The sequence below is a fragment of the Wandonia sp. genome (assembly GCF_984588085.1).
Genome location: NZ_CFIGVI010000026.1, coordinates 1 through 13,685 on the forward strand (window position 1 = coordinate 1; position 13,685 = coordinate 13,685).

At 39.6% G+C, this 13,685-nt stretch carries 8 protein-coding genes; 3 read left to right on the top strand and 5 right to left on the bottom strand.

Going from position 1 to position 13,685, the window contains the following annotated elements:
* Positions 1-123: 123 nt before the first annotated feature.
* Positions 124-1,779 (bottom strand): type IX secretion system membrane protein PorP/SprF, encoded by a 1,656-nt coding sequence (locus AC4PL9_RS10410; RefSeq protein WP_491604689.1) that lies wholly within the window; start codon positions 1,777-1,779, stop codon positions 124-126.
* Positions 1,757-2,260, bottom strand: coding sequence for an RNA polymerase sigma factor (locus AC4PL9_RS10415; RefSeq protein WP_491604690.1), 504 nt, complete (start codon positions 2,258-2,260; stop codon positions 1,757-1,759). Before AC4PL9_RS10415 ends, AC4PL9_RS10410 begins: the two co-directional genes overlap by 23 nt.
* Positions 2,261-2,459: 199 nt before the next feature.
* Between AC4PL9_RS10415 and AC4PL9_RS10420 the strand changes: the two genes are divergently transcribed.
* The gene (locus tag AC4PL9_RS10420) at positions 2,460-4,229 is read left to right on the top strand and encodes an AMP-dependent synthetase/ligase (protein ID WP_491604691.1); all 1,770 of its coding nucleotides are present in this window, start codon (positions 2,460-2,462) and stop codon (positions 4,227-4,229) included.
* A gap of 98 nt (positions 4,230-4,327) precedes the next feature.
* Here AC4PL9_RS10420 and AC4PL9_RS10425 read toward each other — a convergent pair whose 3' ends face one another.
* The 3 genes from AC4PL9_RS10425 to AC4PL9_RS10435 all read right to left on the bottom strand — a co-directional run bounded on the left by AC4PL9_RS10425 (position 4,328) and on the right by AC4PL9_RS10435 (position 11,308).
* Positions 4,328-6,988, bottom strand: a complete 2,661-nt coding sequence (locus AC4PL9_RS10425; protein ID WP_491604692.1) for an autotransporter outer membrane beta-barrel domain-containing protein — start codon at positions 6,986-6,988, stop codon at positions 4,328-4,330.
* A 215-nt stretch (positions 6,989-7,203) separates the two neighbouring features.
* Positions 7,204-8,334: an N-acetyl-alpha-D-glucosaminyl L-malate synthase BshA gene (bshA, locus tag AC4PL9_RS10430; protein ID WP_491604693.1), complete on the bottom strand. Its 1,131-nt coding sequence runs from the start codon at positions 8,332-8,334 to the stop codon at positions 7,204-7,206.
* A 4-nt stretch (positions 8,335-8,338) separates the two neighbouring features.
* Positions 8,339-11,308 carry a serine hydrolase domain-containing protein gene (locus AC4PL9_RS10435; protein WP_491604694.1) on the bottom strand — a complete coding sequence of 990 codons (2,970 nt, stop codon included), beginning with the start codon at positions 11,306-11,308 and terminating at the stop codon, positions 8,339-8,341.
* A 153-nt stretch (positions 11,309-11,461) separates the two neighbouring features.
* On the opposite strand from AC4PL9_RS10435, the gene AC4PL9_RS10440 reads away from it, so the two are divergent.
* Positions 11,462-11,800 (top strand): hypothetical protein, encoded by a 339-nt coding sequence (locus tag AC4PL9_RS10440; RefSeq protein ID WP_491604695.1) that lies wholly within the window; start codon positions 11,462-11,464, stop codon positions 11,798-11,800.
* A gap of 3 nt (positions 11,801-11,803) precedes the next feature.
* Positions 11,804-13,684 (top strand): DNA mismatch repair endonuclease MutL, encoded by a 1,881-nt coding sequence (gene mutL / locus AC4PL9_RS10445; protein WP_491604696.1) that lies wholly within the window; start codon positions 11,804-11,806, stop codon positions 13,682-13,684.
* Position 13,685: the final 1 nt, after the last annotated feature.

The window sequence follows — 13,685 nt, forward strand, 5'->3', positions numbered from 1 at the left end:
GCAGGATTCAGATACAAAGGATTTGCATAGAATTGTGTAAATATGGGGTCTTGCGAATACCCGGAAAAGATTCCTGCACTAATAAACAATATGGCTAATAACTTCTTCATTTTCTTTTTTAGTTTAGTACATTAGTTTTCGGCTGTTTTTATTTGGTTTCGAAGTAAATCGCAAACTAAGCTGGTGACTCAGCATTCTTTTTCCTTTAAGTGAATTTTTTGAATAATCGGCAAAATAAACCAATCGAAAACGATCAAACGATAAACCAATAGACGCAACAGGATCTGCATTTGTTGAAATCGCTGCTCCAACAGTCATAAATCGATAACGGTAATTCATTCCTAACCACCCTTCATTTACATCGCCGTAGTTTCTGTACAACAAATAAGTCGACAGCGAAGTCTTTTTATTAAAGGATTCATAATCTGTTCCGGCTGTAGCTGTAAAGTTCAACTTTGCTCTATTGTCTCCCTCTACTCCGGGATTAACATAAATCGGATTAGCATGTCGAAGGATATTATCTACATTCACTCCAACATATGCCCATTTTGTATTTAACAGAATCCCTAACCCCATATCCCTATAAAAAACACGTTCACCATTCGGCTTTTCTCCATCAGGAAATAGGGTTGTTCTGTTACCTCTTTCCCATTCTACCTCTGCTCCCGGTACAATTCTATCCGGATTTAAAGAACGGGTTCCCATTTTAAAACGAAGAGCAGGCTCCAGCACTATATTTTTGCTCAATTTAAATTTTGGTGAATATGTAATTGCTCCTTCGTAAGATTCGAACATCCCGGCCTCATAATTAGAGTAATTCATTTGTACACCTATTCCACCACCTAAACTACTGGCATATGTATCAAAACCAGCCTGCATAGACACTGTCTGTCCGGTTCTTCCGGGCCACTGAAGAATCGTATTGGAATAAACTCTCGTTGCTAATAATGATCCCGTATGACCGAAGTTTATATCATTTGCAATACTTCCCGGCAACAGATAATTAGGATCTCTTAAATTAATCAAGCCAATTTCAGAATGAATAATTCGTTTCACAGAACGGGAGAAATCCTTAAAAGCACCACCTTTGGATTTTGTATTTTCTTTTTCATGAACTGCAGACTCTTCACTAGCATCCTTATTCACTATTATTTGAACGGGAGGCTCTTTCAAAGTTGCAGCTATCTGATCCGGCACCTCATCTAATTCTAAGGAGTTAATTATGACAGGCTCAGCAACCGGAGCTGATGAGCCCGCATAATTATCAAATCGGCTAGTAGTAGCAGCCTCCATATTATTTGTACTCATCGAGTTATTGACTTCCGAAGTGTTTTCAGAATGTTCCACCAAAAGGTATTGCCCTTCACGGTCTTGCTCAACTTCACTTACTTCTTCCTCTTTCTGATCTACTGAGACCAGTGATAATCCTGAATCATTTGAAAAGTATGCATCTGAAAGAGGAACGAAGTAATATTTCACATCAGACTTGAGATGATTAACATAGTATAATCCGGCCCCAAATGAAAGTAGTAGAATGAAAACGGCTGCCCACCTTGTAAACAAAGGCACTATAGCAACACGTCTTTTAAGTCGTTCACTATTCTGGTAAGTATCTACTCCGGAAACGGCTCTTGCACCTCCCCAGGCTTCCATGTCTGCATCATACTCAGGATGATCCATTAGGAATTGCTCAAGCATTTCCTCCTGTCCGGCATCAAGGTTTCCCTCAAAATAGTCAAACAGCCACTGATCAATATTAGCCTTGTTCGGAGACATCATATAAAACGGTAAATTCCTTCAATTGTTGCTTCATTTTTCTTCTCGCACGGAACAGATATACTTTCACCTGAGAATCAGAAATAGATAACATTTCTCCTATCTCATCGTAATGATACCCTTCCAGATCACGAAGCAAAAGGATTGATTTCTGGAGTGGTGGTAAGGTATCTATAACCAGATCCACAATCTCTTTCATCTCAAACCTACTCTCCGTTTCCTGCGAGCGTTCAGGAAGATTATCACCGTACAAATCCATTCTTGCCTTCTTTTTGGCGAAGTTTATCAATGCATTATGAGCCGTAGTATACAGCCAGGTTTTGGCTTTCTCTACTTCAACATTTTTACGGTGATTCCAAAGTCGTTCAAAAACATCCTGTACAATATCACTTGCGTCTTCCGAATTCTGGAGACACTTTAATACATACCCGAAAAGCCTTCCGGAATACATATCCACCGTTTTATTGTACTCTTTTCTTGTCAACTTCTTCCTGTTACAACCCTAAAACAATTTGGACCGTCCTAAAGTTACACCCCTAAATATATTTTTATACAATTTCATACAAAATACAACATTTACAATACATTAAGGGGTAAAACTTTTTTATTTTTTTTTGAAATATCCTTTACAAAAAGGCTTCTGAGCGTATTTTTTACTAAATTAAGGGCAAAACTTTGCTATTATGGAAGAACCAAAAAGGCTTTTTGATATCCCCTACTATCAGTTACAGAAATATCCGAAGAGTGATGCTTTTACAATGAAAATTGATGGTAAGTGGATTCCCACATCTATTCAGGACTTTATTGACAAATCCAGACGTATCTCACGCGCCCTGATTGCATTGGGGGTTCAGGCCGGAGACAGAGTCGCATTGGTTTCCCCCAATCGGGTTGAATGGAATTTATTGGACATTGCTATTCAACAGGTCGGAGCAATTAACGTTCCTATTTACCCCAATATTTCAACTTCTGACTACAAATTTATTTTTACTAACGCAGAAATAAAGGTTTGTTTCGTCGGTAATCAGGAAATTGCGGATAAAATTAATCCTCTACAGGAAGAGCTTAGTTTTCTGAAACATATTTACTCCTTTGATTTAATCAGTTCCAATCCCAATCTTTCGGAATTGGAAAAATTAGCCGATTCGGTAGCCGATGAAGAGGTTCAAAAAAGAATGGATGTCATTGAATACGAAGACCTGGCAACTATGATTTATACCTCAGGGACTACAGGACAGCCAAAAGGGGTCATGCTTTCGCACAGAAATATTCTGTCAAATGTTGAAGGGTGTATACCTCGAATTCCGGCAGATTCCAATTGCAGAGCACTTACCTTTCTTCCCGCATGTCATGTATACGAACGAATGCTTCATTATTTGTATATGTACATCGGTACTTCCATTTATTATGCAGAATCTTTGGATACGATAGGAGATAATATACGCGAGGTTCAACCCCACATATTCACCGCTGTACCGAGACTAATTGAGAAAGTATATGATAAAATCATAGCTAAAGGAGAAGAGCTAACGGGGATTAAAAGAAAACTATTTTTCTGGGCGGTTGAAGTGGCTGAAGAATTTGAACTGGAAGGTAAATCTTTCTGGTATTCTATTAAACTATGGTTAGCCCGAAAGTTAATTTTCAAAAAATGGCAAGAAGCATTAGGTGGAAATGTACACGCAATAGCATCTGGTAGCGCTGCTCTTCAACCCCGATTAGCTCGAATATTCCATGCTGCACAAATTCCAATTCTGGAAGGTTATGGATTGACAGAGACATCTCCCGTTGTTAGTGTAAATTGTTTGCAACGGGGAGTTATGTTTGGTTCTGTCGGACCTCTTTTACATAATGTTGAGGTTAAAATCGCAGATGACGGAGAAATTCTTGTAAAAGCACCAAGCGTTATGATGGGGTATTACAAAAACGAAGAAAAAACCCGTGAAGCAATTGACCCGGATGGCTGGTTCCACACCGGAGATATTGGTGAAATGGTAAATAATAAGTTCCTTAAGATTACCGATCGCAAAAAAGAAATTTTCAAAACTTCCGGAGGTAAATATATTGCTCCTCAGGTTATGGAGAATAAGTTTAAAGCTTCGCGATTTATCGAACAGATTATGGTTATCGGTGAAAATAGAAAACACCCTGCTGCTCTTGTTGTACCTTCTTACGATTTTGTCCGGGAATGGGCAAGAAGGAAAAACATTCAAGTTGGGGCAACCAACGAAGAGTTGATTAAATCACCGGAGGTTATAGAGCGTATAGATAAAGAAATTTCTCTTTTCAATACAGATTTTGGTCGTTTTGAACAAATTAAAAAGTTCGAATTACTTCCGATGGAAATGACGGTAGAAACAGGAGAGCTAACTCCTACTCTTAAATTCAAACGAAAAGCAATACTGGAAAAATATGCACACCTTGTAGATAAAATCTACGCTGAACAACATTAAATAAAAAACGAAAACGGGTTAACAATGTTAACCCGTTTTTTTATGATCGTTCTTAGCTAAAAGAAATCAATTAGTAGCTGCAATAATCTGCTTTAACATTAAGGAACCACTACTTTATAGCTCACTCCTTGTTTGGTATCATAAATAAAAAATAAACCTGGTATCGCTAATGGTACTTCATTTGTATTGGCGTATTCTCCAACCAATTTACCTTCCAGAGAATATACCGTAAAATCCGATGCTACTTCAAACAAGGCTACTCCTAACAATTCATCATACATTAATCCGTTTGTTTCAACAAGAGCCGATACAATACCCTTATTGTAAGCTGTTCCGTCATAATCCTTTGAACGTAATTTGTAATAATTGATTCCGTTAGACGGACGTTTATGTATATAGCTGTACTTATTTCGTTGTGAAGAAGTTCCCGCTCCGTCAATTTCAGCTATTTCCTGAAACTGATACCCGTCCGTCGAATGAAGAATAGTAAACGATTCATTATTGAGTTCACTTTCTGTCACCCAGTTTAATTCAACTTCCCTCTCAAAAGGTGTTGCGTAGTAATCCACAAGAGATACAGGTAATATTACCTCGCAGGAAACCGGACAAACGTAAATATCATCAAAGTAATAATTTTCATCATTCGCCTGATTACCAACTATAATTCGGATTTGTAAACTGGAACCTAACGATGCGTCTATACAGTCTGATTGAGTATAGCTGGAGGATGCACCACAAATTGTACTAAAAGAAACCCATGTACCTCCATCAATACTGTACTGAGCATCAAAGTAATCTCCTCCTGAACCACAAGAAGCACACTCTACATTACCTGCTACTCTACTTGAGATAAAAAGTGACAGTTCTGTTATCCCGGAGATATCAATACTCTCAGTTAAAAAGACATTATCGCTCTCTCCTTCTGCTCCTGAGCAACAGGTTATACCTTCAATATCGTTCACTCTGAACTCACCATCTTCTACTCCCCAATAATTTCCATTTTCAGCTCCGGGAGCACCTTCTCCATCACAGTTCCCCGCAGTTGTGGTCCATTTCAAACTAGCCGGATTTGCCTCCCCATTTGTATACGACTCAAAATCTTCAAACCAAACAGGAACAGAGCAATTAGGTAAACCACCAGCACAGGGTTCTTCCTGAATGATTTCAAATGCCGTTCCCAGTGCATTTCCTTCCAAATAAGGATTTGAAGAAACTATTCGCACCAAATACCCTGTTCCACTTGCGACATCTTCAGGAATTGTAATCGAAATGGTTCCGGAATTGGCATCCGAAGTTAATGAACCAATTACAATCGGATCAGAAAATCCGCCGGAAGCGTCTGACAGTTGAACCGTATAGACGTTTGTTACATGAAATGTTCCTGTAGAAGTGTAATTTATAGTACCCGTAGCACTTGTTGTTGTCGCACAATTTACTGTAAATGGTACAGAAGAGATTGAGTTTACATCTATTGTATTGGAAGTCGCAAAACAAGTCCATGATAAATCATCTATACCAATACGATCACCATTTCCCGGTGTGATGATTTCAATATCGAACGTTCCGGTGATATTAATGCCCGAAATCGTTGTCGTTTGTACCGTTCCGTCATAAGGAACAGTACCTACATTAATACCATTTATCGTAATCGTAAGATTTCCACTCCCGCTAGACCCAAATATTCGTTCTGTTGTTATGGTTAATGAACCAATTCCATTTGGAATTCCGGTTGCTGACAACGAACCATTTCTCACTAAAATACATCTCCCATTTATAGACTGGTCTGTTCTGGCATCGGTTGCTGTAAACTGATACCCGTTATCCCCTGTCCAGATTCTTGTTCCATAACTCGATGCATTGGCAGGAATATTTGAAAAAGTTTCCTCTACACAAGGTGTACCGCTAGCAGAGCAAGGCTCATCCTGAATGATTTCAAAAGGTGAACTTACTACATTTCCTTCCACCACAGGATCTGAAGAAACAACCCGAACAAGATATCCCGTACCACTTGCTGTACTTTCGGGAATTGTAACCGAAATGGTTCCTGTATTTGCTGTTGAGGAAAGTGAACCAATATTCGTTGGTGCAGAGAAATCTCCGGTTGCATCAGACAGCTGAACTGTATACACATTCGTACCTCCAAATGTACCTGTGGACGTAAAGTTTACTGTACCTGATGCTGATGCTGCCGTAGTACAGTTTACTGTAAATGGTGCAGATGAAATAGAGCTTACATCTATCGTATTACCAGGAGTCGTATTTGAATAGCACGTCCAAGAAACATCATCTAAAACAATTTGTCGTGAACCAACCGATCTAAACTCGACTAATACAACTCCTGAAACATTAATATTAGGTATCGTGTGTGTTTCAGTGACACCCATCGATGTTAACGTAAAACTACCTTGTGAAATACCCGCTACCCGTACTTCTATAGTACGATCTGCAGCACCACCTCCTGTAAAATATGAACGAATACTAAAAGTAATACTTCCTACACCTCCATTTGAGGTTGTAGAAACGTACCTTGATCCACTAGAACCAAAACCTAATGATGTACCCGTGATATTATGACCTGAAGTTACACTCCGAGCTTCAGAATACTCCCAACTTGAACCTGAATCACCTGTGTAACTTCCAGCGCCGTAAGATCCACTTGGAGCAGTATTACTTGTAAACGTTTCCTCTACACAGTTTCCTTGTCCAAACCCAAAAAAACTAACAAATAAAAAAGCCGCAATGAATGCAAAAACTTTCATAACACACATTTTATGATGCACGTTTATCTGAATTTTAATTATTGTGCATCCATAATTAACCGGTAATGGTTTCAGCGAACGCGATTGCGAACCATCAAGGAGGACATCACCAATTTTCTAGACAAATTACGGCAAAGAATACTATCAGCGTATTAACCCAACGTTAAACTTGTTCAAATAATTGTTAGACCTAAACCAATCCCCTATTAATCAAATTATTGCTGTTTTTTCAAGACACTTGTATATAAAGATTCGTACATGGGAAGAATATTTCTGATGGAAAAGTACTCAGCGCGTTTGAGCGCATTACCGACAAACTTTTTATGATTCTCTTTATCTTTCAAAATCTCAATTGCATAAGCAGCCATAGCGTCAACATCCCCTACATCAGCAAGGAATCCGGTTTCTCCATGTATATTAACTTCAGGAATTCCTCCTGTATCAGAAGAAACCACCGGTACACCTGCTGCCATAGCCTCTAACGCCGCCAAGCCAAAACTTTCTGTTTGCGATGGTAACAGGAATAGATCTGAAATCCGAAGCGGTTTATGTGTCACCTGCAATTTCCCCAGCATAATCACACGGTCACAAGTTCCTAATTCCCGGCACAACATCTCAACATTATAACGTTCTGGTCCGTCTCCCACCAGCAGCAGCTTACTAGGAATCTGATCATTCACTTTTTTAAATATGCGCACCACATCTTCTACCCTCTTCACTTTTCGGAAATTAGAGATGTGACAAAGAATCGGTTCTTCATCCTTCGCATATTTTCTACGCATCTCCATATCACGCGGAATCTGGTATTCATCCGGACAAATAAAGTTTGGAATCACTTCAATTTCCCGTGATGTATTAAAGTGACGGATAGTATCTTGTTTCAAACTTTCAGAAACAGCCGTCACAGCATTTGAATGCTCAATACAAAACCGAATAACCGGAGCAAAAGAAGCGTCTTTTCCCACCAAGGTTATATCTGTACCGTGCAAAGTAGTTATAAACGGGATATCAACCCCTTCCGACTTCAGAATTTGTTGTGCCATATAGGCAGCTGACGCATGCGGAATTGCATAATGTACGTGCAATAAATCCAGATTTTCAAATTTTACTACATCCACCAATTTCGAAGCCAATACGGTTTCATACGGTTGGTATTCAAAAAGTGGGTAGTTACTTACGCTTACTTCGTGATAAAATATATTCTCTGTCAACCCATCCAGGCGAACAGGTTGGGAATAGGTTATAAAATGCACCTCATGACCTTTTGCTGCCAAAGCAATCCCCAACTCCGTCCCCACAACCCCGGAACCTCCGTATGTCGGGTATAAAACCATTCCTATTTTCATTCTGTTATTGTTCGTTTGTGAAAATGTATTTTTTCTTTTTTTTCAATGCTTCGTATATGACGCGTTGTATTTCTGTTCGTGTTGACAAACTTAGTAATTTCTTGTTTTCAGCATCCGGATATACCCGGTTTGATAAAAAGACATAATTAACTCCATATTTAGGATCAGCCCATGCCATTGTACCTGTAAAACCAGTATGACCATAACTATCCAATGAAACCAATTCACATGTCGGTCCACCGGACAAACTGCGAACCGGTTTGTCAAAACCTATCCCTCTTCTGTTTGTCGAACAATTCGGACAACTTGTAAACTCATTTATGACTTGTGTTTCAAGCAATTGTTTACCAGCAAATCTTCCACTATCCAGAAACATTTGCATTAACTTGGTTACATCCATAGCATTCGAGAATAATCCCGCATGACCACCAACACCACCCTGCATTGCCGCCCCCTGATCATGCACATATCCCCGGATCATCTGTTTTCTGAAAATTTTATCGTTCTCTGTAGGTGTAATCATTTTTCCATCCATTTTACGGAGAGGGTGATAGGTCATGGCAGACATTCCCATTGGGGTGTAAAAATGATCCCGGACATATTGATCGATTGTAACGCCTGTTTTTCGACGAATAATCTCCTTCAAAAAATAATACCCCACATCTGAATATCTGTACCCCTTACTTCTTCTCAACGGAGTCTCCAGTATTCTGGCAAAAATACTATCCTGATAACTATCTAAAATATATAAGCCCTCAGCAACTTGTGTGGCATATCCTTCTTTAGGTGTAGAAGAATAAATTTCCTGCTTCCAGTTCCCCTCCTTTAATGTCTTTGTATAAAAAGGAATCCATGGAGTTAGTCCTGCCTGATGGGTTAGCATATCTCTCATTTGAAGATTAGCATACACTGTTCCCCCAACAATATCCGGCAGATAATCTCCAAGTGTAGCATCCAAATCAAACAACCCTTTCCCTTTCAGATCCATCAGAGTAAGCGTAGTAGCCGCTACCTTTGTTATAGATGCCAAATCATAAACTGTTCGATCCGACACCTCTTTTTTATTCGAATAGGTATAATGTCCGAAATTCTTACGATAGATTACTTTCCCTTCCAGCGCAACGATGATCTGGCATCCCGGATAGGCTCCTTCGTCCATTCCTGCTATCGCAATGGAATCAATTTTTGAAAGATCTACTCTGTCTATTCCTACTTCTTCCGGGAGAACAAATGACATTCTTTTTCCACCTCCTGTCCGGAAAGATGTTTCTCTTCGAAAACGTTGGTCTATGGTAACGGGAAGTCGTCCTTTCAGACCTATGGCTCCCATTATCCCCTGAATTGCAACATCCTGAATAACCGGCGAATTTTCATATGTCACTACCAACCCGTCAAAAATATCGAAAGCTTCCTTTTTTGTAATCGCATACGGATTTCCTACGAAAACACCTATATGCTCACGATCCGGGTTAAGTCCATGCTGGTAAACATCCCATCCTTCCGGCAAACCAAAACCTGCTGCGGGACGATTGGTAGAAGCGATATACACGTGGATCACTCGATCATATTCAAAAAGTACTTCTCCCATTCGTTCAGGAGAATAATCCGAAAAATAAAAAACCTTGGCATCGAGATAATCCAGTAATCGATTTTCTGCTACGTCCTCTTTTTTCCCTACAACAACAATTCCGGTTTTTTTGGTAAAGTCAAGAACAGGAATACAACTATCTTCATTTCGGATAACTGTGACAGCAGATTTTGCCACAGCTCTTTTCAAATACTCAACTTTCAGAAGATCTTTTGTTGTAATTGCTGTTCGTTTCTTTTGCTGTTGGAGTGCCCAATACTTAGCTTTAAGTACTTTCTTACACCTATCATCTATCTCACTCTCTGTTATTTTATTATCCTCTACAGCTACCAGAATAGCATCAATCGCTGCATCAACACTCTCCGGAAACAACAAAATATCATTTCCTGCCAAAAAGGCACGAAGGACGACTTCTTCTTTTCCAAACCGATCTGCGACACCTTTCATATTCAAAGCATCAGAAATTACCAATCCATCAAACTTCAAACTATCCCGCAACCAACCTTTAATCACTTTTTCAGACAAACTGGAAGGGATTCCGGTTGAATCCAATGCAGGAACATTGAGGTGAGCTATCATAACTGCAGCTACTCCTCCGTTGATCGCACGCTGGAACGGAACAAAATCAATTGCCTGAAATTGCTTTACTGTATGATTCACAACCGGGAGTTCGTAATGCGAATCCGTTTCTGTATCTCCATGACCGGGAAAATGCTTAACACAAGCCATTACACCTCCTTTTTCCATTCCCTCTGAAAAGTTTAACACATTTTCAGCAACTTCCCTGGGGTTTTCTCCAAATGAACGGTAACTGATCACCGGATTTCCCGGGTTCACATTTACATCTGCAACAGGAGCAAAATTAATATGTACTCCAAGATCTGCACATTCCCGTCCGATCCAGTATCCCGCATCATGCACGAGTGTATCGTTGTTCGTTGCACCTAATGTTAATTGGTATGGATACCTTTCTGCATCTGATAGTCGCATTGCAGGTCCCCATTCAGCATCCATTCCTATTAATAAGGGAACTTTCGAGATGGACTGATAGTGTTCTGTTAATTCTTTTTGTTTTTGCGTATCTCCCTGAAAGAAAATAATTCCTCCAATATGCTGGTTTTTGATCCATTGGTCGATTTCCTGTCTATTTTGTTTTTCGCCCGAAGACCAGGCTGCAACCATAAAAAACTGGGCTACCTTATCCCTGAGCGTCATTGTCTTCAGGATGCTATCTGCCCAATATTCTCCACTTCTGAGAAAATCAGGCCCTTTCTCATTGGCTGCTTCTCTACCTGAAGAGATTGAAAATGACAGTAATGATTGTATAAGAAAAGTTATGACGATCACGCCTGTAAATCCTAAAAAAACACCTCTTCTCTTCATCATCCTTTCAAATTTGACTTTAAAAATACACTGCCTATTTGGCACTTTACCCCAATTGGTACAAAAATTGTGCACATTTCATCGTGAAAGGAATTTTTATTCCCCTCCAAGTTCATTAAATTTGTAGTACGAACCCTAAGGGATAAACGATAGATTATGATTTTTAAGAATTTTTCCTTCATGAAGGTTAACGGTCACCGAAGATATGATTATGCCCCTCGTTATTACGACGAAAGGAAGGAAAAATTGCGCGCTCGTATAGAAAAATATGAAAAAGAAAGTTCGGATACAGCAGCAAATCGGGAAGTTCGCTTATCTGAATTACGCGACCGCATCAGTGATAATTGGGTTCGTGGAACAGATTACAAACAAAACATCAAAAATTCCAATATACGCCTTGTCATTATTCTGGCTATTATTCTCGGATTGATTTATCTGGTCTTTAATGGTTTGGATATTGGCGGAAACTATATTGAACAACTTAAATCCGAGTAATTCATGAGTGATGTAATCAAACTGTTACCGGATCATATTGCGAATCAAATTGCTGCCGGAGAGGTTATTCAACGCCCGGCTTCTGTGGTAAAAGAATTAATTGAAAACTCTATTGATGCCGGTGCTACAAAAGTAGATCTGGTTATTAAAGATGCTGGAAAGACACTTATTCAGGTAATCGACAATGGGTGTGGGATGTCGCCAAATGACACACATCTTGCGTTTGAAAGACATGCTACGAGTAAGGTATCTTCGGCAGATGATCTATATGCTCTGAAAACAAAAGGATTCCGGGGTGAAGCACTTGCTTCGATTGCTGCTATTGCCCATGTCGAACTAAAAACCAAGCAAAAAGACAGCGAATTAGGAACCGTAATAGCGGTAGAAGGGTCTGAAATAAAATCGGTTGAACCCGAACTCGTTCCCGAAGGAAGTTGCTTCTCCGTAAAAAACCTCTTTTTCAATGTCCCTGCCCGGCGAAATTTTTTAAAATCAGATCCGGTAGAGACCAGGCATATTGTTGAAGAATTTATGCGGATTGCTCTTGTGCATCCTGAAGTTGGGTTTTCACTTTATCACAATGGCTCGGAACTACACAAATTAGCGGCTACACAAAATCTCAGAAAACGTATCGTTGATTTATTTGGGAAGGCGATGAACGACAAGTTGGTACCTGTAGAAGAATTCACGGACATTGTTGGGATTTCAGGGTTTGTTGTCAAACCGGAGTTCGCTCGAAAGACAACCGGAGAACAATATCTGTTTGTCAATAATCGTTTTTTTAAAGATCGGTATTTTCATCACGCTATCAAATCTGCTTTTGAAAATCTGATCCCTAAAGATCATCAACCTTCGTATTTTCTGTATTTCGATGTAGAACCATCTTCTATTGATGTCAATGTACATCCTACCAAAACAGAAATTAAATTTGAAGAGGATCGTTCTATTTATGCTATACTCAAAAGTTCCGTACGACAGGCATTAGGGAAATACAATATTGCACCTACACTGGATTTTGAACAGGAAATGGCTTTTCCTCATTCCCAACCTAAAAAGGGAGAACCTATACGTATTCCCACTATTCAGGTTAACCCCGACTATAACCCGTTTGACACGTCATCAACCGGGACGGGGAATGGAAGAAGTTCTTCCGGGACGGCCTCCAGGAAAAGTGCTTTACAACCCAACAAGTCTGATTGGGAAGCTTCTTATGGTGTTAGTACTTCAGAGCGTCGCGATATGGAAGCTTTACGTATGGAGTTTGATCCTAATCCGGATGAAAATCCGAAAGAAGAAACTGAAGAGGAGGATAAAATTGTCGTTTCTCCGGATACAAAAGAATTTATTCAACTTCAGAAAAGATATATCCTTTGCCCGGTAAAAACCGGCTTTTTCCTTATCGATCAGCATCGTGCACATGTCCGCATCCTGTATGATGAACTGATGGAACAATTTATGCTTCACCCCATTGCTTCTCAACAGTTGCTATTCCCTATCGAAAAGAATATGAATATCGCAGAAAAGTCATTTTGGGAATCGCATGCCAAACAGATCGAACGTATCGGGTTTAACTGGGAGTGGAAAGAAAATCATATTTCCATCACAGGTGTTCCGCACATGATCCGCGAAGAAAATATGGATGAGTTTCTCGATGAGCTGATTCACAAATTATCCGTAGAAGACATTGATGCAGGAGAGTTTGCGCACACGTTATTGCTCCGACTCAGTAAATCTGCAGCTATCCGATACGGAGAATCCATGCAACGGGAGGAAATGCTACATCTCACTGAGCAATTATTTCAAACGAAAGAACCCGGTTTTACACCAGATGGAAAGCGGGTATTAAAAACAATAGATTTACTTGAATTAACGAACGACTTTTAAT

What these genes read in the sequence shown, in the direction of transcription:
- AC4PL9_RS10410 (WP_491604689.1), bottom strand. Translation starts at nt 1,779, where the DNA reads ATGATGTCTCCGAACAAGGCTAATATTGATCAGTGGCTGTTTGACTAT.
- AC4PL9_RS10420 (WP_491604691.1), top strand. Translation starts at nt 2,460, where the DNA reads ATGGAAGAACCAAAAAGGCTTTTTGATATCCCCTACTATCAGTTACAG.
- AC4PL9_RS10425 (WP_491604692.1), bottom strand. Translation starts at nt 6,988, where the DNA reads ATGAAAGTTTTTGCATTCATTGCGGCTTTTTTATTTGTTAGTTTTTTT.
- bshA (WP_491604693.1), bottom strand. Translation starts at nt 8,334, where the DNA reads ATGAAAATAGGAATGGTTTTATACCCGACATACGGAGGTTCCGGGGTT.
- AC4PL9_RS10435 (WP_491604694.1), bottom strand. Translation starts at nt 11,308, where the DNA reads ATGATGAAGAGAAGAGGTGTTTTTTTAGGATTTACAGGCGTGATCGTC.
- AC4PL9_RS10440 (WP_491604695.1), top strand. Translation starts at nt 11,462, where the DNA reads ATGATTTTTAAGAATTTTTCCTTCATGAAGGTTAACGGTCACCGAAGA.
- mutL (WP_491604696.1), top strand. Translation starts at nt 11,804, where the DNA reads ATGAGTGATGTAATCAAACTGTTACCGGATCATATTGCGAATCAAATT.